The organism is Nocardia sp. NPDC102475, from assembly GCF_055584605.1.
On sequence record NZ_JBVJLS010000013.1, the window covers coordinates 90,330 to 110,346 of the forward strand.

The 20,017-nt window shown below is 66.3% G+C and carries 20 protein-coding genes; 8 read left to right on the top strand and 12 right to left on the bottom strand.

From position 1 onward, the window contains the following. Positions 1-10 precede the first annotated feature (10 nt). From ACZ60G_RS23575 to ACZ60G_RS23595, 5 genes are all read right to left on the bottom strand, one after another. Positions 11-229, bottom strand: a complete 219-nt coding sequence (locus ACZ60G_RS23575; RefSeq protein WP_465812281.1) for a hypothetical protein — start codon at positions 227-229, stop codon at positions 11-13. Between the two features lie 429 nt (positions 230-658). Next, complete coding sequence (locus tag ACZ60G_RS23580; RefSeq protein WP_040687001.1) at positions 659-1,819, bottom strand: acyl-CoA dehydrogenase; 1,161 nt, start codon at positions 1,817-1,819, stop codon at positions 659-661. Between the two features lie 160 nt (positions 1,820-1,979). Then, complete coding sequence (locus ACZ60G_RS23585; RefSeq protein WP_465812283.1) at positions 1,980-2,660, bottom strand: TetR family transcriptional regulator; 681 nt, start codon at positions 2,658-2,660, stop codon at positions 1,980-1,982. Between the two features lie 62 nt (positions 2,661-2,722). Further along, positions 2,723-3,238: a 5-(carboxyamino)imidazole ribonucleotide mutase gene (gene purE / locus ACZ60G_RS23590; RefSeq protein ID WP_397053229.1), complete on the bottom strand. Its 516-nt coding sequence runs from the start codon at positions 3,236-3,238 to the stop codon at positions 2,723-2,725. Further along, entirely contained in the window at positions 3,222-4,448 is a 1,227-nt protein-coding gene (locus ACZ60G_RS23595) for a 5-(carboxyamino)imidazole ribonucleotide synthase (RefSeq protein WP_465812285.1), read from the bottom strand. Before ACZ60G_RS23595 ends, purE begins: the two co-directional genes overlap by 17 nt. A gap of 39 nt (positions 4,449-4,487) precedes the next feature. On the opposite strand from ACZ60G_RS23595, the gene ACZ60G_RS23600 reads away from it, so the two are divergent. After that, positions 4,488-5,030 (top strand): GtrA family protein, encoded by a 543-nt coding sequence (locus ACZ60G_RS23600; RefSeq protein ID WP_465812287.1) that lies wholly within the window; start codon positions 4,488-4,490, stop codon positions 5,028-5,030. On the opposite strand, the gene ACZ60G_RS23605 is transcribed toward ACZ60G_RS23600, so the two are convergent. The 3 genes from ACZ60G_RS23605 to ACZ60G_RS23615 are packed head-to-tail and all read right to left on the bottom strand — an operon-like array spanning position 5,027 to position 7,545. Beyond that, positions 5,027-6,340 carry a sensor histidine kinase gene (locus tag ACZ60G_RS23605; RefSeq protein WP_465812288.1) on the bottom strand — a complete coding sequence of 438 codons (1,314 nt, stop codon included), beginning with the start codon at positions 6,338-6,340 and terminating at the stop codon, positions 5,027-5,029. The two genes, ACZ60G_RS23600 and ACZ60G_RS23605, sit on opposite strands and share 4 nt — an antisense overlap. Before the next feature lie 18 nt (positions 6,341-6,358). Next, positions 6,359-7,036, bottom strand: a complete 678-nt coding sequence (locus ACZ60G_RS23610) for a response regulator transcription factor (protein WP_327095685.1) — start codon at positions 7,034-7,036, stop codon at positions 6,359-6,361. Continuing rightward, positions 7,033-7,545, bottom strand: coding sequence for a PH domain-containing protein (locus tag ACZ60G_RS23615; protein ID WP_465812291.1), 513 nt, complete (start codon positions 7,543-7,545; stop codon positions 7,033-7,035). The genes ACZ60G_RS23610 and ACZ60G_RS23615 overlap by 4 nt, the downstream gene beginning before the upstream one ends. A gap of 270 nt (positions 7,546-7,815) precedes the next feature. Here ACZ60G_RS23615 and ACZ60G_RS23620 point away from each other — a divergent pair, with 270 nt between their 5' ends. After that, the gene (locus ACZ60G_RS23620; RefSeq protein ID WP_465812292.1) at positions 7,816-8,769 is read left to right on the top strand and encodes an acyl-ACP desaturase; all 954 of its coding nucleotides are present in this window, start codon (positions 7,816-7,818) and stop codon (positions 8,767-8,769) included. A gap of 49 nt (positions 8,770-8,818) precedes the next feature. On the opposite strand, the gene ACZ60G_RS23625 is transcribed toward ACZ60G_RS23620, so the two are convergent. Continuing rightward, the gene (locus ACZ60G_RS23625) at positions 8,819-9,619 is read right to left on the bottom strand and encodes a biotin--[acetyl-CoA-carboxylase] ligase (protein WP_465812294.1); all 801 of its coding nucleotides are present in this window, start codon (positions 9,617-9,619) and stop codon (positions 8,819-8,821) included. 9 nt (positions 9,620-9,628) lie between these two features. Then, complete coding sequence (locus ACZ60G_RS23630) at positions 9,629-9,808, bottom strand: hypothetical protein (protein ID WP_465812296.1); 180 nt, start codon at positions 9,806-9,808, stop codon at positions 9,629-9,631. A 271-nt stretch (positions 9,809-10,079) separates the two neighbouring features. On the opposite strand from ACZ60G_RS23630, the gene ACZ60G_RS23635 reads away from it, so the two are divergent. From ACZ60G_RS23635 to ACZ60G_RS23645, 3 genes are all read left to right on the top strand, one after another. Then, complete coding sequence (locus tag ACZ60G_RS23635; RefSeq protein WP_040686987.1) at positions 10,080-11,720, top strand: acyl-CoA carboxylase subunit beta; 1,641 nt, start codon at positions 10,080-10,082, stop codon at positions 11,718-11,720. Positions 11,721-11,865: 145 nt separating this feature from the next. After that, positions 11,866-12,186, top strand: coding sequence for an acyl-CoA carboxylase subunit epsilon (locus ACZ60G_RS23640; RefSeq protein WP_465812298.1), 321 nt, complete (start codon positions 11,866-11,868; stop codon positions 12,184-12,186). Positions 12,187-12,190: 4 nt separating this feature from the next. Further along, positions 12,191-12,826: a Maf family protein gene (locus ACZ60G_RS23645; RefSeq protein WP_465812300.1), complete on the top strand. Its 636-nt coding sequence runs from the start codon at positions 12,191-12,193 to the stop codon at positions 12,824-12,826. On the opposite strand, the gene ACZ60G_RS23650 is transcribed toward ACZ60G_RS23645, so the two are convergent. Then, complete coding sequence (locus ACZ60G_RS23650) at positions 12,752-13,537, bottom strand: helix-turn-helix transcriptional regulator (protein WP_465812302.1); 786 nt, start codon at positions 13,535-13,537, stop codon at positions 12,752-12,754. The two genes, ACZ60G_RS23645 and ACZ60G_RS23650, sit on opposite strands and share 75 nt — an antisense overlap. Before the next feature lie 167 nt (positions 13,538-13,704). On the opposite strand from ACZ60G_RS23650, the gene ACZ60G_RS23655 reads away from it, so the two are divergent. The 3 genes from ACZ60G_RS23655 to ACZ60G_RS23665 all read left to right on the top strand — a co-directional run bounded on the left by ACZ60G_RS23655 (position 13,705) and on the right by ACZ60G_RS23665 (position 17,631). Beyond that, positions 13,705-14,619 carry a sulfurtransferase gene (locus ACZ60G_RS23655; RefSeq protein WP_465812304.1) on the top strand — a complete coding sequence of 305 codons (915 nt, stop codon included), beginning with the start codon at positions 13,705-13,707 and terminating at the stop codon, positions 14,617-14,619. Positions 14,620-14,782: 163 nt separating this feature from the next. Further along, complete coding sequence (locus ACZ60G_RS23660; RefSeq protein WP_465812306.1) at positions 14,783-16,588, top strand: acetyl/propionyl/methylcrotonyl-CoA carboxylase subunit alpha; 1,806 nt, start codon at positions 14,783-14,785, stop codon at positions 16,586-16,588. A gap of 74 nt (positions 16,589-16,662) precedes the next feature. Beyond that, on the top strand, positions 16,663-17,631 hold the full coding sequence (locus ACZ60G_RS23665; RefSeq protein ID WP_465812308.1) for a patatin-like phospholipase family protein: 969 nt from the start codon (positions 16,663-16,665) through the stop codon (positions 17,629-17,631). On the opposite strand, the gene ACZ60G_RS23670 is transcribed toward ACZ60G_RS23665, so the two are convergent. Next, positions 17,584-19,824 carry a serine/threonine-protein kinase gene (locus ACZ60G_RS23670; protein ID WP_465812310.1) on the bottom strand — a complete coding sequence of 747 codons (2,241 nt, stop codon included), beginning with the start codon at positions 19,822-19,824 and terminating at the stop codon, positions 17,584-17,586. The two genes, ACZ60G_RS23665 and ACZ60G_RS23670, sit on opposite strands and share 48 nt — an antisense overlap. Between the last annotated feature and the right edge of the window lie 193 nt (positions 19,825-20,017).

Genomic DNA, 20,017 nt, shown 5'->3' on the forward strand with positions numbered 1-20,017 from the left:
ACCACCCGGATCAGTTACCGCGATGCCGTCCGACGGGCACCGGTTTACCGTTGGTCCGTGCGTGTGTCGCGTCGACCGTAACCTCCTCGGGCTCGATGTGATGCGCCTCGACATCGGTGACCAATGCGCGCAGTACCGCATCGCCGCCCTGGTCGGGCGGCATGGACAGCGGGATCCAATTCATCCCCGACTTCATCCCCGACCGCGGTCCGATTACGATCTTGGTCATATCCCCACCTCGTTATGTTTACAAAGTCGAGTATCCACCCTTTGCGGGCGACTTTAATAGGAAACGAGCCACCTGATTTATTGGTTCAACTTGCGTTCGAAATGGTGTTCGGAAACGCGTAACGCGCGCCCCTACGCGGGCGACATACTTACGAAGACCGTTCCCGGCGCGACCTCGTAGATCGAGGTTCGCAGTGTTAATTCGTGCCTTCTACCAGGCAAATCAGCATCGAATCTCTTCAAAGTACTTATATGCTGCACAATGTATCGAATTGCTCCGGTTAAGGACACGAATAAACAACCGATCGGCTTCGAAATTATTTCGCCGGACATTCGTGCCCCAAATAAATGGAGGGCATCCAGGGCGCAAAAAGACCGGGTGTTCACACCGCTCGATGCAGCGGCATAAACACCCGGCCGGTATGCGCTATCAGCCCCGCAGCAGTGCGCGCGACATGACGACGCGCTGAATCTGGTTGGTGCCCTCATAGATCTGAGTGATCTTGGCGTCACGCATCATTCGCTCCACCGGGAAGTCGGTGGTGTAGCCCGCGCCGCCGAAGAGCTGCACGGCGTTGGTGGTGACCTCCATGGCCACATCCGAGGCGAAGCACTTGGCGGCGGCGGAGATGAAGCCGAGGTTCTTCTCGCCGCGCTCGGCGCGGGCCGCGGAGGTGTAGACCATGAGGCGGGCGGCCTCGATCTTCATCGCCATATCGGCGAGCATGAACTGGGTGTTCTGGAAGTCGGCGATCGCGGTGCCGAACTGCTTGCGGTCCTTGGTGTAGGCGATCGCGGCGTCCAGTGCGCCCTGTGCGATGCCGACGGCCTGCGCGCCGATGGTCGGGCGGGTGTGGTCGAGGGTCTGCAGCGCGGTCTTGAAGCCGGTGCCCGGCGCGCCGACGATGCGGTCACCCGGCACCCGGCAGTTCTCGAAGTACAGCTCGGCGGTGGGCGATCCCTTGATGCCGAGCTTGTGCTCGAGCGGGCCGACCACGAAGCCCTCGTCATCCTTGTGCACCAGGAATGCGGAGATGCCATTGGCGCCCTTCTCCGCATCGGTCACCGCCATGACGGTGTACCAGGAAGACTTGCCGCCGTTGGTGATCCAGCACTTGGAGCCGTTGATGATCCAGTCGTCGCCATCCTGCTTGGCGCGGGTGCGCATGCCTGCGGCGTCGGAGCCTGCCTCACGCTCGGACAGCGCGTAGGAGGCCATCTCGCCGTTGACGATATCCGGCAGCACCTTCTGCTTGAGTTCCTCGGAACCGTTGAGGATCAGGCCCATGGTGCCGAGCTTGTTTACCGCGGGGATCAGCGAGGACGAACCACAGACGCGGGCGACCTCTTCGATCACGATGCAGGTGGCGACCGAGTCCGCGCCCTGGCCGCCGTAGGCCTCGGGCACGTGCACCGCGTTGAAGCCCGCGGCGTTCAGCGCGGTGAGCGCCTCCTCCGGGAAGCGGGCGTTGCCGTCGACGTCCTTGGCGTACGGAGCGATTTCCTTCTCCGCCAGTCCGCGGATGGCCGCACGCAGTTCGTCGTGGAAGTCCTCGAGCTGGAAAAGGTTGAAATCGGGGTTTCCCGCCATGGGACACACTCCTGGGTTTGTCGGTCGTGATTTTGCTGGATCGGAGTTCCAACGGTCGGCACTCAGTGCCACATCCCGATCGAGTATACGCCCAGAGAGCCGTGTCAAGTGCGGTTACATCGTGGCACTGAGTGTCAGGTACTGCATACTATGACTCCGGTCACAGACTATCGAGCTGCCGCGTCACCAGATCCGCGACCTGCCTCGGCGGCATATCCCTCGGGAACACCGCGACCACCATTTCCGCCGCCCCCGATCCACGCCCACGCGGTATCGCCGCCAACTCCTCACGCAGATCCGCCGCACCCGCGTCCGATTCACCGCGCACCATGCGACGCAGCAGGTAGTTGTGCGTGGCCGTCACCGCGGCCGTGAACTGCACCCGCGCCAGATCCGGCACCTCCGGCAGCCGCTCACGCAGATAGTCGGTGAACAACCGCTCGTATCGGAACACGGTCACGATCTCGCGCTCGCGCAGCGCGGGCACCTTGCGCACCACCCGATACCGCCGCTCGGCGATCTCGCGCCACTGGGTGAACCGCTCGAACACCTGCACCACCGCAGCGCAGACCGCCTCCCACGGATCCCCCTGCGCCGCCGCCAAGAACTCCGCCGCCCGCGCCAACTGCGACTCGTGATCGGCGAAGATCACATCCTCCTTCGACCGGAACTGCCGAAAGAACGTCCGCCGCGAAATCCCCGCTGCCTCCGCGATCTCATCCACGGTCGTCGCCTCATACCCCTGCTCGGCGAACAATCGCAGCGCCTGATCCACGACGGTCAGCCGAAACCTGGCCGCATCATCCCCATTACGCCCCCGAACGGTTTCCTCAATCGCCACCGCATCACCGTACTGACCCCGGCTCATGCGCGATCCGCATGGCCGAAAATCGACGCAAGGACTCAGCTGTGGCCGAGGAGTTTGCTGCGGAGCGCATCGTCCTTCTCCAGGACCATGGCTTCCAGGCCGGCCTGGAATTGCTCCATCCGGGCGCGCAGGGCTGGGTCGGCGGTGGCGAGGATGCGGGCGGCGAGCAAGCCGGCGTTGCGGGCACCGCCGATGGAGACGGTGGCCACCGGGACGCCCGCGGGCATCTGGACGATCGACAGCAGGGAGTCCATGCCGTCGAGATATTTGAGCGGGACGGGGACGCCGATGACCGGGAGCGGGGTGGCGGAAGCGACCATGCCGGGCAGGTGGGCGGCGCCGCCCGCGCCCGCGATGATGACCTTCAGGCCGCGGCCCGCCGCCTCGCGGGCGTAGTCGAGCATGCGCTGGGGTGTGCGGTGCGCCGAGACGACGCCGACCTCGAAGCGAATATCGAACTCCGCCAAGGCGATTGCGGCGGCCTCCATGGTCGGCCAGTCGGAGTCGCTGCCCATGATCAGGCCAACTTGCGCATTACTCACCGTGGGGATCCCATCCGTCGGTCCAAATCGCGTGCGACATCCAGTGCGCCGCGCGCTCGGCCTGCTCGCGCACCACGGCGACATCGTCGCCGAGCACGTTGATGTGCCCGATCTTGCGATCCGGGCGTTCACCCTTGCCGTACAGGTGCACCTTCGCCTGCGGCAGTCTGGCGAAGAGGTGGTGCAGCCGCTCGTCCATCGACATGGTCGGCGCCTCGGCCGCGCCGAGAATATTCGCCATCACCGTGACCGGCGCCAGCGGACTGGTGTCGCCGAGCGGATAGTCGAGCACCGCGCGCAGATGCTGTTCGAACTGGCCGGTGCACGCGCCGTCCATGCCCCAGTGGCCGGAGTTGTGCGGGCGCATGGCCAGTTCGTTGATCAGGATGGCGCCGTCATTGGTTTCGAAGAGTTCGACGGCCATCGCACCGACCACACCGAGTTCCCTGGCCAGGTTCAGCGCGAGTGTCTCGGCCTGCGCGGCCAATTCGTCACTCAGGTCCGGTGCGGGTGCGATCACCACGGCGCACTGGCCGTTGCGCTGCACCGTCTCCACCACCGGCCAGGTCGCCGCCTGACCGAACGGCGAACGCGCCACCATCGCCGACAGTTCGCGCTTCAGATCCACCTTGGCCTCGGCGAGGAGTTGCACACCATGCGCGAGCTGATCGGAAACGATCGTCTCGGCCTCGCTCGATGACTCCGGCATCCAGACACCGCGCCCGTCGTAGCCGCCGCGGACTGCCTTCAGCACGATCCGCCAGTCGTGCTCGTCACCGAATCGCACCGCGTCGGCCGTCGAAGTAACGGGCACGAAGGCGGGCACGGGCAACCCGAGCTCGGACAGCTTGGTCCGCATGGCCAGCTTGTCCTGCGCGAAGACCAGCGCGTGCGGCGGCGGCTGCACATTCACGCCCTCGGCGACCAGCGCCTCCAGATGTTCGGTCGGCACATGCTCGTGATCGAAGGTAAGCGCGTGCGAACCGACGGCGGCCTTACGCAGCGCGGTCAGATCGGTGTGGCTGCCCAGTACGACCTCGGGGCTCACCTGTGCGGCCGGGTCATTCGGATTCTCCGCCAGCACCCGCAGCCGCTGACCGAGCGCGATAGCGGCCTGGTGCGTCATGCGCGCGAGCTGGCCACCACCGATCATGGTGACGGTGGGCATAGCGGCAGGATCGAATGAACGGCTGGGTGTCACGTCGTGCAATCTTGTCATGTCCGAGTGCCATGATCCCTACCGGTACACTCGGGCCTTGTGCCTTTCGTCGACGACGTGGTCAACGTCCTCCCCAAGCCCCTGCGGGAGATCGCCTACCGCCACCACGAACTGATCAAATTCGCCATCGTCGGCGCGACCACCTTCATCATCGACTCGGGCATCTTCTATGTGCTCAAGTGGACCGTCCTGGAGACCAAGCCGGTCACCGCGAAGATCATCTCCGGCGTGATCGCGGTCATCTGCTCCTACATCCTCAACCGCGAGTGGTCGTTCAAGAACCGCGGCGGGCGCGAGAAGCACCACGAGGCGCTGCTGTTCTTCGGCGTCAGCGGCGTCGGTGTCGTGCTGAGCTTCATCCCGCTGTGGATCTCCAGCTACGTCTTCGACCTACGCCAGCCCGATGTGAGCTTCACCGTCGAGAACATCGCGGACTTCGTCAGCGCCTTCATCATCGGCAACCTGCTGCAGATGGCGTTCCGCTTCTGGTCGATGCGCCGCTGGGTGTTCCCGGACGAGATCAGCGAGCTCGTCGAGGAAATCGAGGAACTGCTCGAGGAAGAGCAGCTCGGCCACAGCTAGCGCGGCTCGGGCGCCTGCGCGCCGTTGGGTGTGCGTTGCGACGCGCTGGATCCGAGGAACATCGCGAACAGCGCGGGACGGCGGCGCTGCAATTCCAAGCGTCCACCATCGGCCTCGATGAGCGCCCTCGCGAGGGCGAGTCCGACACCGGTCGAGCCGCCGGCGGAGAAACCGCGGTCGAAGATGTGCGGTGCGAGTTCGTCACGGACGCCGTCGCCCTCGTCGGCGACCTCGACCACCACCAAGGGCTCGCGTTCGCTGACGGTGCGCACGGTGCGCACCGATACCGTGCAGGTGCCGCCGCCGTGCATCAGCGCATTGTCGACCAGCACGGCGAGTGCTTCGCGCAGCCGGGAACCGGTGATCGGGGCGCGCAGCGATTCATCGCCGATCAGCCGCAGGATCCGGCCCGCCTCGGTGAACGGATGCGACCATTCCTCGACAACACCGCGCAGTTCGTCCATTACCGGCACCGGATCGCGATCGGCGGCGTCCTCGTCGCGTGAGGCCCGGACCAGATCGTCGATCGCATCGGTCAGCCGGTCGACCTGCGCCATTGCTTCCTCGGCCTCGTGCACGACGGCCGGATCGGAATGCGCGGACAACTCGTCCAGCCGCAATCGCACCGCGGTCAGGCGACTGCGCAGCTGATGCGAAACGTCCGCGACCAGGGCGTGCTCACGCTGCAGTCGCCCGGCGATCTCGACGGTCGCCGAATCGAGCACATCGGAAACCCGGTCCAGTTCGGAAATCCCGTGCCGCCGCGGATCCGGCCGGAAGTCCCCCATCGCCAGCCGGGCGGCGCGGGCCGCCACGTCGCGGAGCGGATCGGCGACCCGGCGCGCGGTGATCATCGCCACCGACACCGCCGCGCCCAGTGAGGCGAGCACCGCGAAGGCGACCACCGCGACGGCCTGGATCTGCCGCGTATGCATCGGCCCCGACGGCACCTCCAGGCGCAATGAACCCTTGGTGCCCATCGCCAGCGATTCCACCACCGGATCGTGGACCTGCTCCGCGCCGATATCGAGCCGGGACGCATTGTCCCGCGGCGCCGGATAGATGATGGTCAGCTTGCCGTCCTTGGGGATCAGCGGCCGCACCAGCCGGGTGTCGAGTTCGCCGAGCACCGCGCCGTCGCCGTGTTCCTGGGCGATGATCTCCGCGGCGATCCGCTCGAGCCGGCTCTCCAGATCGTTGCGGGTGATGTCCTCGACCCACAGCCACGCGGTGTAGATCAGCGGGACGCCGAGCACCACCGTGGTGATGGTCAGCACGGTGAGTATCGATCGCAGAATTCTGCGTCTCATATCAGTTGGGCCGCACCATCAGTCGGTGTTCAACCGGAAGCCGACACCGCGTACGGTGACGATGCGTCGCTCGGCCATCGGGCCCTCGTCACCGATCTTGCGGCGCAACCAGGACATGTGCATATCCAAGGTTTTCGAACCGCGCAGCTCGGCGTCGCCCCACACCTCGCGCAGGATCGTCTCGCGCGCCACCACTTGGCCCGCCCGATCGATCAAGACCTTGAGCAGTTCGTATTCCTTGTTGGCCAAACCGACTTCGACGCCGTTCACCAGTACCCGGCGCGCCGCGGGCTCCAGCCGGATACCGCCGACCTCGACCGCCTCGTCACCGATTCCGCTGCGCCGCAACAATGCTCGCACCCGGGCGAGCAATTCGGCCAACCGGAACGGTTTGCCGACGTAGTCGTCCGCGCCCGCGTCCAGCCCGACGACGAAGTCCACCTCATCGGTGCGCGCGGTGAGCATCAGCACGGCCAGATCGGCACCGCGGGCGCGCACCTGCCTGCACACCTCGAGCCCGTCCATACCGGGCAGGCCGAGATCGAGGATGAGCAGATCATGATCGCCCTCCAACGCGCGTTCGAGCACCGCGGGCCCGAAGCGTTCCACGGTGACCGAATAGCCCTCGCGCCCAAGCGCACGCGACAGCGGTGCGGCGATGGCCTCATCGTCTTCGGCCAGCAGTACGGCGGTCATTGCCCCAGATTATCCCGGGATTCCTCGAACACCTGCCGGTACAGCAATGCGTGCACCTTCTGCACCTGCGGGATGTCGTCGTATTCGAGCGGTTCCTCCGAGGACGATCCGATGATCAGGGTGCCGGTGCCGAGCATCCGGTCGAACAGCCCGTGCCGGAACTGCACACTCGAAATCCGGCTCATCGGAATATCGATGCCGGTGTGGGTGATCACGCCCTGCCGGATGAGCACCCGGCGGTCGGTCACGATGAAGTGTGTCGACTGCCAGCTGATAATCCTTGCGACACAACGCCATACGATGATGCCGAGCCAGACGACCAGCACCACGATCAGCAATACCGAGCGGGTCGTGCCCTCGGTCTTGCGCCAGATCAACCCCCCGGCGAATCCGGCCAGCGCCGTCGCGATGATGAGTGTCACGATCGGCCAGAACAGCATTTTCCAATGCGGATGACGATGGAGTATCAACTGCTCGTCCGGGGCGAGCACCTCCTCCGGATAACCCATGCCGGAACCCTACCGCGAGAACACGCCGGAAAGCGTGGACAGCGACGCGCGCCGTGCTGCACAATCGGCACCTTGCGCCGTCGCCACCTCGAGAGGCTCTCGAGTAACCTCGAGATTCCGCACAGGATCGCTCCATAGCCTCGATCCGACGGCAGCCGCTCGACCCGGCTCTGCCGTTCGACTAGCTCTCGTTTTGTTCTGCTCAACGCTCTGCCTGTGAAAAGACAAGTCCGGCTTGACAAGACGTCGAAAACGATCGTGGAGGCGTGTGTGACCAAGGATCTGACCCAGCTGGAAATCTTGACCGAACTCGAACCGGTGGCCGAAGAGAATCTGAACCGCCACCTGTCGATGGCCAAGGACTGGCACCCGCACGACTACGTCCCGTGGGACGAAGGTCGCAACTTCGCCGCGATGGGCGGCCAGGACTGGGAGCCGGAACAGTCCAAGCTGAACGAGGTCGCCAAGGCCGCGATGATCACCAACCTGCTCACCGAGGACAATCTGCCCTCCTACCACCGCGAGATCTCGGAGAACTTCTCCTCGCACGGCGCGTGGGGCACCTGGGTCGGGCGCTGGACCGCCGAGGAGAACCGGCACGGCATCGTCATGCGCGACTACCTGGTCGTCACCCGCGGCGTCGACCCGGTCGCGCTCGAGCAGGCTCGCATGATCCACATGACCCGCGGCGTGCATTCGCCCGACGCCTGGAGCGGATTCCTGGTGAATGTCGCATATGTGACCTTCCAGGAGCTGGCCACCCGGGTCAGCCACCGCAATACCGGCCGGGTCTGCAACGACCCCATCGCCGATCGCATGCTGCGGCGCGTCGCCGCCGACGAGAACCTGCACATGATCTTCTACCGCAACCTCTGCGCCGCGGGCCTGGATCTGGTGCCCGACCAGGCCATGGCGGCGATCACCAAGATCCTCACCAACTTCGTCATGCCCGGCTACGGCATGCCCGACTTCCGCCGCAACGGCGTGCTGATGGCCAAGCACGGCATCTACGATCTGCGCCAGCACCTCGAAGAGGTGGTGCAGCCGGTGCTGAAGAAGTGGAATGTCTTCGACCGCACCGACTTCGGACCGCGCGGCGAACGGGCGCGCCAGGAACTCGGCGAGTTCCTGGCGAAGCTGGAGAAGGATGTACTCAAGTTCGAGGAACAGCGCGACCGCCTGCTCGCCCGCGAGGCGGCGCGCGGCATCATGCAACCGGTCTGATCCCCTGACGCCGGAATCCCTTGTCGGGTGCCCCGCAAGGGATTCCAGGTCAGTAGTCGGCGCGCAGGTGGGTTACATCGGCGGCGGAAACGACGTGCTCGCCGATGCGCAGGCGGCCCGCGCTGTCGACATCGGTGGCGATGCCCTCGAGGGTCTGGCCGCCGGGCAGTTCGGCGCGCACGGGTGCGCCGAGGGTGGCGCAGCGGTCGCGGTAGACGCCGATCAGGTCGGTGGTGGCCCAACCGGCGTCCCGCCACGCGGTGAAGCGGCGGGCGAATTCGGTCAGCAGTGACCGCACGAGCTCAGTACGGTCGGTGACCTTCGCCCCCGCCAGCGTGAGCGAAGTGGCATGCGGCACCGGCAGTTCCGCCTCGGTGAGGCCGACGTTCAGGCCGATCCCGACGACAACGGCGGGCGCCCCACCACCGGAGGCGACTTCGGCCAGGATGCCCGCGACTTTGCGGCCATCGATCAGCACATCGTTGGGCCACTTCAGATTCGCGTCCACACCGGCGGTCGCGCGCAGTGCGTCCACCACGGCGACACCGGTGAGCAGCGGCAGCCAGCCGAGCGCGGCAGGCTCGATGCCGGGCAGCCGCACCAACACCGACATCGCTATCTGTGCGCGCGGCGGGCTGACCCAGCTCCGAGCATGCCGACCCCGGCCCTGCTCTTGGGTTTCGGCGAGCAGTACCGCGCGATCGGCGTCGAGCTCTCCGGCCCGAGCGATCAGGTCCGCATTGGTGGACCCGGTCGACTCCACCACAGCGATGTGGGAGAAGAACGACAGCTCGGGCGACTCGGTGAGACTGCGCCGCAACTGCTCTGCATCCAACGGTGGCCTGTGCACACCGGCAGGCTATCCGACGAGGTCGTACTCGCGAATCGGTACCGCGACGGACATGCCGTCATCGGATTCCGCTTCGACCTCGGCCCACTCCTGCGGATCCACCACGGTCGGCTCGGTTTCCACGGTCTGCCAGCTGGCCCACGAGGTCGCCGCGGCATGCTCGGCGACTCTGCTGCTCCATCCCCACATGATTTGCTCCTCAGCTAGGTGTGCGTCGTCCTCCCAGGCACCTCACTGGCCCCCGTATCTCGAGCTGAAATGCGAACGTCCTCAGGGTATCCGGGCACCGCCGCGCCGCTCCACTGATTTTCCGGCCTCCACCACCGAGTTCGGTTCGGCAATCGACCAGGAAGTTTGCCGCCATTCGCATGTTGGAACATGATCTAGCTGCGGTTTTCTACTGACCGGTAAGCGACACTCGGTTACCGAGAGGCACTGGCACTGGTTACACTCCGGAGCCATGACGAGTGTCCAGCACCAGCCCGCATCGGAATCGGCGGGCGCCCCCGATATCCACACCACCGCTGGGAAGCTGGCTGATCTGCGGAATCGGCTGGAAGAGGCCAAGCACCCCATGGGTGAAGCCGCGGTCGACAAGGTGCACGCCAAGGGCAAGATGACCGCCCGTGAGCGCATCCTCGCACTGCTGGACGAGGGCTCCTTCGTGGAACTGGACGCGCTGGCCCGCCACCGCAGCGTGAATTTCGGCCTGGAGAACAACCGGCCGCTCGGCGACGGCGTGGTGACCGGCTACGGCACCATCGACGGCCGCGACGTCTGCATCTTCAGCCAGGACGTCACCGTCTTCGGCGGCAGCCTCGGCGAGGTCTACGGCGAGAAGATCGTCAAGGTGATGGATCTGGCGCTCAAGACCGGCCGCCCCCTGATCGGCATCAACGAGGGCGCGGGCGCACGCATCCAGGAGGGCGTCGTCTCACTCGGCCTCTACGGCGAGATCTTCCACCGCAATATCCAGGCTTCGGGCGTGATCCCGCAAATCTCGCTGATCATGGGTCCGGCCGCCGGTGGGCACGTCTATTCGCCCGCGCTGACCGACTTCGTCGTCATGGTCGACGGCACCAGCCAGATGTTCGTCACCGGACCGGATGTCATCAAGACGGTCACCGGTGAGGACGTCACCATGGAGGACCTCGGCGGCGCGCACACCCACATGACGAAATCGGGTGTCGCGCACTATGTCGCCTCCGGCGAGCAGGACGCGCTGGACTACGTCAAGGATCTGCTGAGCTACCTGCCGAGCAACAACCGCGCCGAAGCCCCGCGCTTCCCGGCCACCGACCCGATCACCGGCGCCATCGAGGATTCGCTCACCGACGAGGACCTCGAGCTGGACACGATCATCCCGGATTCGCCGAACCAGCCCTATGACATGCACGAGGTCATCCGTCGCCTGCTCGACGACGACGAATTCCTCGAGGTGCAGGCCGAGCGCGCGATGAACATCATCGTCGGCTTCGGCCGGATCGACGGCCGCAGCGTCGGCATCGTCGCCAACCAGCCGACCCAGTTCGCGGGCTGCCTCGATATCGACGCCTCGGAGAAGGCCGCGCGCTTCGTGCGCACCTGCGACGCCTTCAATATCCCGATCATCACCCTGGTCGATGTTCCCGGCTTCCTGCCGGGCACCGGCCAGGAATACAACGGCATCATCCGGCGCGGCGCGAAGCTGCTCTACGCCTACGGCGAGGCCACTGTGGGCAAAATCACGATCATCACTCGTAAGGCTTACGGTGGCGCCTACGACGTCATGGGTTCCAAGCACATGGGCGCCGATGTGAACCTCGCGTGGCCGAGTGCTCAGATCGCGGTGATGGGCGCCTCGGGCGCCGTCGGCTTCGTCTACCGCAAGCAGCTGCAAGAGGCCGCGAAGAGCGGAAACGATGTCGATGCGCTGCGCCTGGAGCTGCAGAACGAGTACGAGGACACCCTCGTGAACCCCTACGTGGCCGCCGAGCGCGGGTACGTCGACGCGGTCATCCCGCCCTCGCACACCCGCGGCCAGATCGTCTCGGCGCTGCGTTTGCTCGAGCGCAAGATGGTCACCCTGCCGCCGAAGAAGCACGGCAACATTCCGCTGTGATCAAGCGATAACCTCGATGGGCCGCGCACACTGGTTGCAGAGACGCAATGAGTCGATTCGAGGATGATGATCGCTTGATCCATATGTCTTCGAGTTGGGCATGGGCTCGATCGAAATAGAGAGAGGATCTGGCACTGTGACGACCGTGGCAGATGAAGATGTGTTGACCGCCGTCGAACTGGATCTCACAGTCGACCCGATCGCGGATGCGGTCGAGGCGGCCGCACCAGCGGCAGCACCGGCCCCAGTGGTGGCCGAGCAGCCGTTCATCCGAGTCATCAAGGGTGCGCCGTCCGATGAGGATGTCGCGGCGCTGGTATGTGTGCTGTCGGCGGCCGCGAACGGCGCCGCGAGTAGCGGACCGGTCGGTCCGTCTGACTCCTGGGGTCGCCCGACCCTGATGCACCGCGGCACCTCGCCGTTCTCTCCGTACTCTTTCCCGCAACTGTCACACCTGCGCGACTGATCGGATGACGAGACTCGTTCTCGCCTCCGCATCGCCCGCCCGCCGCGCGGTACTGCGCTCGGCGGGCATCGAACCCGTCGTCCGGATCTCCGATGTCGACGAGGACGCCGTTGCCGCGGCACTGCCGCCCGGCACAGCGCCCGAAGTCGTCGTGGTAGAGCTCGCACGAGCCAAGGCACAGTCGGTGGCCGCCACGATTCCGGAATTCGCTGCGGATTGCGTTGTGGTCGGCTGTGATTCAATGCTGCTCGTCGACGGCGAACTCCAGGGCAAGCCGCATACGCCCGAGGTCGCACGGGCCCGCTGGGCCGAAATGGCCGGGCGCAGTGCGGATCTCATTACCGGCCACTGTGTCCTGCGCATGCGCGACGGCGAAATCGTCGCCGAATCCGTCGACTGCAGTTCCACCACAGTGCATTTCGCCAAGCCCGAACCCGAGGAGCTGGACGCCTATATCGCGACCGGCGAGCCCTTGCAGGTCGCCGGTGCATTCACACTCGATGGCATGGGCGGTTGGTTCGTCGATCGCATCGATGGCGACCCGTCGAGCGTTATCGGGATCGGACTACCACTGCTGCGCCGACTGCTTGGCGACATTGGGGTCGGAATTGCGCAGCTGTGGCGCCACTCGCCCAGCTGACGGCGGCGCGATCCGCGCCTCCGCCCCGGCTTCCGCGCCGATCGGCACCGGTGTCGCGTCGCGCTCCGGCTCCCGCCGTGCCATGAGTTCCAATCGAGCCACGCAGAGCTCCGGCTCGACGAACGGTTGCAGCCGGACATTCACCTCACCGCGCACGCCGTTCCGGTCGAGCACCTCTTTGATCAAGCCCAGGTGCACGCCGCACACCACCTCGGAATGGGTGCGCGCGAGTTCGCGCAGCGGGCAGGCGGTGAGCCGGATCAGGACCTGCTGATCGGTTTCGGCGGCCGCGTCACGCTCCGGCGCGAAACCCAGTTCGGACATCAGCGTCATGGTGACGTCCTTGGCGTCCTCCAGCGATTCGACCGCATGGTCGCCCGCGTCGAGTTTGGCGCCCCAGGCACGTCCGGCGGCAATGGCCGCCTCGGAGCGACGCCGTGGATCGGGGCCGAGCTGATCGGCCAGGACCTGGGCCAGGTCCTGATAACCAACCGATCGCTGCACCGCGCTGTAGCCGATGCGCGGGCGCCCACGGCCGCGCGGTGGTTGTTGGAACTGCCGCACCAGCGATTCCCTGGTAAGCACATCCAGATGGAACCGAACAGTGGTGACGTGCTGTCCGGTGATTCTGGCCAGTTCTTGGGCGTCGAGAGGTTCGCTGGCGCCACGTAGGATCGCGAGCAGTCGACGCCTCGGCCAAGAATCGGACATAGCTCACCCCTCCTCCCGGGAGACTTTATCGGATGAGGGTGCGATTTATTCGCCCATTCAGCCGATTTGTGATCTGAAACGAGTTTCACTAACGCCTCACACCTAACATCGGCGTGAGACCCGGACCGCTGTAACCACCCGTCTACCTCGTGTGAAGGACCCATATCGTGCCCGTTGCCCCGGACTCTCATCCAGCCTTCGGTTCGTACGCACATCCTCACCGACTAGTAACCACAGAGTGGCTGTCGGCAAACATCGGCACGCCGGGACTGAAGATCATCGAGTCCAACGAAGACATCCTGCTCTATGACATCGGCCACGTTCCAGGCGCCACCAAGGTCGATTGGCGGGGCGACCTCAACGATCCGGTTACGCGTGACTATATCGACGGTGCGCGGTTCACCGAGTTGATGCGCGCCAAGGGAATCGAGCGCGACGATACCGTGGTGATCTACGGCGATCGCGGCAACGCGCAGGCCGCGCACACGTTCTGGGTCTTCACCCTGTTCGGGCATCCGGATGTGCGACTGCTCGACGGCGGACGGGACGCGTGGATCTCCGAGGTGCGCGACACCACCTTCGACCCGCCCTACCTGCCGCGCAGCGAATATCCGGCGGTCGGGCGCGATGACAGTTCGGTGCGGGCGTTCCGCGAGGATGTGCTCGCCCACCTCGGCAAGCCGCTGATCGACGTGCGCTCCCCCGAGGAGTACTCCGGTGAGCTGATTCAGCCGCCGGCCAATCCCGAGGACGCGGCGCTGCGCGGCGGACATATTCCGACCGCGACCAACATTCCGTGGACCGAGGCCTTCCACAGCGACGGGCGCTTCCGTTCCCGCGCCGAATTGGACGATATCTATGGCGCGCTGGCGGTCGCGGACGATCTGGTCGTCTACAGCCGGGTCGGCGAGCGGTCCAGCCACACCTGGTTCGTGCTGACCTATCTGCTCGGGTTCGAAAGCGTGCGCAATTACGACGGGTCCTGGACCGAATGGGGCAACTCGGTTCGCATGCCGATTGCCAAGGGGTATGAACCGGGTGACGCACCGACGGCCGGTACCCGCAAGGCGCGCGCCCGATAGCCGTGATCTGGGCGCATCACAACCGAAGGCCCATTGTGATGTGTGACCTACTGCGGAGTAGGGCTATCCGAGTGCGGCGGTTGTTGGCAGACTGCCTACACTCGCCCGAGACGGAAGTATGTCGACCACGGGGCGACCAAGAAGATTGCTAACAGGAGGCTCAGTGCCCAGCCATGCCAGCGCGCGGATATCGAAGGTACTCGTAGCTAACCGAGGCGAGATCGCCGTTCGCGTGATCCGGGCGGCTAAGGATGCCGGTATCGGCAGCGTCGCGGTGTACGCGGAGCCGGATGCCGATGCCCCCTTCGTGAAACTCGCCGACGAGGCGTTCGCCCTCGGCGGGCAGACCTCGGCCGAGTCGTACCTCGTCTTCGACAAGATCCTCGACGCCGCGGCCAAGTCCGGCGCCGACGCCATCCACCCCGGCTACGGATTCCTTTCCGAGAACGCCGACTTCGCCCAGGCTGTCATCGACGCCGGGCTGATCTGGATCGGCCCCTCCCCGCAGTCCATCCGCGACCTCGGTGACAAGGTCACCGCGCGTCACATCGCCGAGCGCGCGAAGGCACCGATGGCGGCGGGCACCAAGGATCCGGTCAAGAACGCGGCCGAGGTGGTGGAGTTCGCCAAGGAGTACGGCGTGCCGGTCGCGATCAAGGCCGCCTTCGGTGGTGGCGGTCGCGGTATGAAGGTCGCGCACACCATCGAGGAGATTCCGGAGCTGTTCGACTCCGCCGTCCGCGAGGCCACCGCGGCGTTCGGTCGCGGTGAATGCTTCGTCGAGCAGTACCTGGACAAGGCCCGCCACGTCGAGGCGCAGGTCATCGCCGACAAGCACGGCAATGTCGTCGTCGCCGGTACCCGCGACTGCTCGCTGCAGCGCCGGTTCCAGAAGCTGGTCGAGGAGGCGCCCGCGCCGTTCCTGACCGATGATCAGCGCGCGCGTATCCACGCCTCGGCCAAGGCCATCTGCAAGGAGGCCGGTTACTACGGTGCGGGCACCGTGGAGTACCTGGTGCAGGGCGACACCGTGTCGTTCCTCGAGGTCAACACCCGCCTGCAGGTCGAGCACCCGGTCACCGAGGAGACCGCCGGAATCGACCTGGTGCGTCAGCAGTTCCGCATCGCCGAGGGACATGAGCTGGCGATCAAAGAGGATCCGACGCCGCGCGGGCACGCCTTCGAGTTCCGGATCAACGGCGAGGACGCCGGCCGCGGCTTCCTGCCCGCGCCCGGTCCGGTGTCGGTGTACGAGGAGCCCAGCGGCCCCGGTGTACGCGTGGATTCCGGTGTGGTGCAAGGCAGTGTGATCGGCGGTCAGTTCGACTCGATGCTGGCCAAGCTGATCGTCACCGGCGAGAACCGGGAGCAGGCGCTGCAGCGGGCCCGGCGCGCGCTGGCCGAATTCCACGTCGAGGGGCTGGCGACGGTCATCCCGTTCCACCGCGCGATCGTCGAGGATCCGGCGTTCATCGGTGACGGCGAGAAGTTCGACGTCTACACCAAGTGGATCGAGAACGAGTGGGTCAACACCGTCGAGCCGTATACCCCGGCCGGTGCCGCCGCTGACGAGGACGAGGATCTGCCGCGGCAGAAGGTCGTCGTCGAGGTCGGTGGGCGTCGGGTCGAGGTGTCGCTGCCGGGCAACTTCACCGTCGGCGCCGGTGCCGCGGGTGCGGGCAGCAATGGCGCCGGGGTGATCCGCAAGAAGCCCAAGCCGCGCAAGCGTGGCGGCGCCGGTGGCGGCGCGGCCTCCGGTGACGCGGTCACCGCGCCGATGCAGGGCACCGTGGTCAAGGTCGCGGTCGAAGAGGGCCAGTCGGTCGAGGCGGGCGATCTGATCGTGGTGCTCGAGGCCATGAAGATGGAGAATCCGGTCAACGCGCACAAGGCCGGTGTGGTCACCGGGCTGTCCGTGGAGGCGGGCGCGGCCATCACCCAGGGCACCGTGCTGGCAGAGATCAAGTAAACAGCTGGCGAAGACCGTCTCGGAGCGGGCGCTGGACAACGACGTCCGCGCCCGCTCTGTCGTATCGTGGATCGGTGACCAGCTCTGCCGTCGTGCCCACCGTCGCGGAGGTCATCCGCGGCCGACGTGAATCAGCCAGCCGCGCCGACGGATACCGCCTCGCCTTGGTCGTCGAGGGTGGTGGCAGCCGCGGCGTCTACTCCAGTGGGATGGTGCAGGCGCTCGAGGAGCTCGGGCTCGCCACGGTTTTCGATGCCGTATACGGCACTTCGGCAGGCGCGATCAACGCGGCCTGGTTCTTGTGCGGGCGGGCGCTGTCGGGCATGCGGGCCTGGACCGATCCGGTGATCATGCGGCGCGCGGTCGATCCGGCCCGGCTGCTGCGCGGGCGCCCCGCCTTCGATCTGGACTACCTGGTGAACGAGGTCTACGACGGCATCGAGCCGATGGATTTTCCGGCAATTCTGGCCAATAGCACCACCTTTCATCCGATCGGCACCGATATCCGCACCGGGCACGCGGTCGATCTGCGTCGGCACATCGTCGACAAGCCCACGCTGATGACCGCGCTGCGGGCCTCGGCGGGGCTGCCGATTCTCGCGGGTCCGCCGGTGGCGCTGGGCGGTGCCGAATACCTCGACGGCGGGCTGTCCGAAACGGTGCCGATCCGCACCGCGGTGCGCGACGGCGCGACGCACGCCTTGGTGCTGCGCACGCGACGCACCGATGAAAAACGCCCACCCGCGCCCCGGCTGCACCAGGTCGTCGGGGGTAGCTATCTGCGCGTCAGGGCACCGGGGGCATACCGCGCCTGGCTGCAGCGGCCCCATCAGCAGGCCGTCGAGGACAACTTCCTGGCGGGTCTCGGGGACGCGGCTCTGCAAATCCACCCGCCCGTCGGCTCCCCGGATGTGGACAGCGCCGCGCGCGATACCGCGCTGCTCTACGAGGCATTGACGATCGGACGGCAAGCCGTGCATGCGTCCCTGGCCGCGCTAGTTCAGCTCGACGGTGGCGCCGTTGGAGAGCATGAAGTCGTGTAGTTCGAGCCGACTCGGGGTGGCGTCCTGCGCGACATCGAAGACCAGCTGGGTGGTGGCCGATTGGCCGGGCTGGAGTTCGAACGAATAGCCGTAGCGGCGCTGGGTGGTCTGCCACATGGTCGCGATCGCGTTGTGGTCGACCTGGCGGCCCTGAGTGTCCACGAGACGTTGCCCGACGGGCAGGAACCACTTCGGCTCATCGGAGATATTGCGGACCGCGACCGTGACCACGGAGTAGGAACCGCTCGCACTCTGCAATCCGATCCGCGGGACACCGGAATCCACCGAGGTGACCACGAATTCGAACTTGCCGTCGCGCACCGGGCTGTTCAAACCCGCGGATACCGGCGCCGGCGGCTCGGCTGATTGCGCGGTATCGCCGTCGCGTACCGCAACCGATGGATCGGCCGTGCGCGTACCGCCGCCGCTGCCGGTATTGCCGAAGGCGATCAGCGCGGCACAGCCCGCAGCCAGCATGAACGGGGTCAGGAACATGACGACGAGTGCACCGACCAGCCTGGACAGGAAGGACTTACGGCGCCGACGCTGATACTTGCGTGGCGGGGGCGCGATCCATGGGCGGCGCTGTGAGACCGACCAGCGAGGGGCAAGCGGAGCCCGCTTCGGTTGTGGTGCAGCTCGTTTGGCTGGAGTTGGCGGGCGGATGACCGGCGGTTGGACCGCGGCACGATTCGGTGACCACGATGAGTGCGGAGGTGCGGCAGGTCCCGCTGGTGGCGGCGCCAATCGGGTTGCTACCAGTGTCGGCGTCGGGCCGGGCTCGGGCAGGACCTTGGTGGGATTGAGCGTCTTCGGCGACTCGAGCGGTGGCGCCGGGGATTCTGCCGCTGGAGTCGGCGCGGGTGCCTCGACCAGTGTCGGCGCGGGCGTGTGTGCCCGTGTCGGCGGATACGTCTCCACTCGGGTCGGCGGGTGCGCCTCCACCTGCGGCGGCGGTTGCGACTTCACTCGCGGCGGTGTCGGCTGCTCATCCGCTACAAGCCGTCGCGTCTCAGGTAACGGCGTGGCCGACGGCGCATCCGGAAGTGGCGGTTGCGGTGGCGCCGTCCGCGATAGCGGCGCCTGCGTCTGCGCGCGCGTTGGCGGGTGCGTCTCCACCCGCGTGGGTGTCGGCTGAACATCTGCTGTCAGCCGTCGCGGCTGCGGTGCCTCTGCCGACTGCGGCGTACGCGACTGCGACGGCGCATCCGGGAGCGCAGGCTGCGATGAAGCCGATTGCGACGCGTGCGGCCGCGGTACGTCCAGGCCCGGAGGCTGCGCGGAGGGCACAGCTGGTGGCCGGGCTGATGGAGTCGGCAACTTGGGTCTCGAACGCTGATCCGAGGCGGGCGTCGATGAATGCGGTGCGGGGTGTGGGAGGCGCGCGAAGGCGGTGGCTGTGTAGGCGGCGGCGGCGAATTCGCGGGCGGTGGGATAGCGGTGGGTCTGGTCCTTGGCCATGCCACGGGCGATTACCGCGTCCAATTCCGGTGGGACAGCGGGGTTCACGGTTGATACGCGGGGCGGGTCGGTCATCAGGTGGCCGTGCATCTGGCGGGCCGGGTCGGTGTCGCCGTATGGGCGGCGGCCGGTCAGGCATTCGTAGAGGACGCAGGCCAGGGAGTAGACGTCGGAGCGGGCGTCGACGGTGCCGTTGAAACGTTCCGGCGCCATATAGGCCCAGCTGCCGATGGCCATGCCGGTGGCGGTGACGGCCGTCTGGCCCAGGCTCTGCGCGATGCCGAAGTCGATGAGATATGCATGCCCACCGGTGCCGACCAGGATGTTGGACGGTTTGACGTCACGGTGGATCAGCCCGGCTCGATGCGCCGCATCCAGACCCGAGGCCGCCTGCGTCACGAAGTCGACGGCCGCGGTGGGTGTCAAAGTGCCCACCCTGGTCAGCATTTCGGCCAGGTCGATGCCATCGATGTACTCCATATCGATGTACAACCGGCCGTCGAGTTCCCCGAAACCGTGAATCGGCACGATATGCGGATGTCGCAGACTCGATCCGAGCCGCGCCTCCCGCTGGAACCGCTTTCGATAGTCCGCATCGGCGGCCACCTGCTCCGCCAACACCTTCAGCGCGACCGTGCGCCCGGTTTCGCCGTCATGCGCCAGCCATACCGCCCCCATACCGCCCCGCCCAAGCAAACGGTCGAGCCGGTATTTCCCGAACTGTTCCCCCATCACTGACCTCCATCACTGGGACGAGGCAGGTAGCCGCGCCATTGCGGAGTGGGGCGGCAACCCGATCGAAACCGCATCGCCCGAAACTATCCCCGACCCTAGCCCCGCCACCCATCCTCGAACAGTGTGAGCTCCCCTACGTAGTCCTACTCACCGAGCGGCGCACGACTGCCGCAACTGCCGAGGTGCGCAC

Coding starts and splice junctions, on each gene's coding strand:
- ACZ60G_RS23580 (WP_040687001.1), bottom strand. CDS start 1,819: ATGGCGGGAAACCCCGATTTCAACCTTTTCCAGCTCGAGGACTTCCAC.
- ACZ60G_RS23610 (WP_327095685.1), bottom strand. CDS start 7,036: ATGACCGCCGTACTGCTGGCCGAAGACGATGAGGCCATCGCCGCACCG.
- ACZ60G_RS23670 (WP_465812310.1), bottom strand. CDS start 19,824: ATGGGGGAACAGTTCGGGAAATACCGGCTCGACCGTTTGCTTGGGCGG.
- ACZ60G_RS23595 (WP_465812285.1), bottom strand. CDS start 4,448: ATGACAAGATTGCACGACGTGACACCCAGCCGTTCATTCGATCCTGCC.
- ACZ60G_RS23605 (WP_465812288.1), bottom strand. CDS start 6,340: ATGAGACGCAGAATTCTGCGATCGATACTCACCGTGCTGACCATCACC.
- ACZ60G_RS23615 (WP_465812291.1), bottom strand. CDS start 7,545: ATGGGTTATCCGGAGGAGGTGCTCGCCCCGGACGAGCAGTTGATACTC.
- ACZ60G_RS23650 (WP_465812302.1), bottom strand. CDS start 13,537: ATGTCCGATTCTTGGCCGAGGCGTCGACTGCTCGCGATCCTACGTGGC.
- ACZ60G_RS23575 (WP_465812281.1), bottom strand. CDS start 229: ATGACCAAGATCGTAATCGGACCGCGGTCGGGGATGAAGTCGGGGATG.
- ACZ60G_RS23645 (WP_465812300.1), top strand. CDS start 12,191: ATGACGAGACTCGTTCTCGCCTCCGCATCGCCCGCCCGCCGCGCGGTA.
- ACZ60G_RS23635 (WP_040686987.1), top strand. CDS start 10,080: ATGACGAGTGTCCAGCACCAGCCCGCATCGGAATCGGCGGGCGCCCCC.
- ACZ60G_RS23630 (WP_465812296.1), bottom strand. CDS start 9,808: ATGTGGGGATGGAGCAGCAGAGTCGCCGAGCATGCCGCGGCGACCTCG.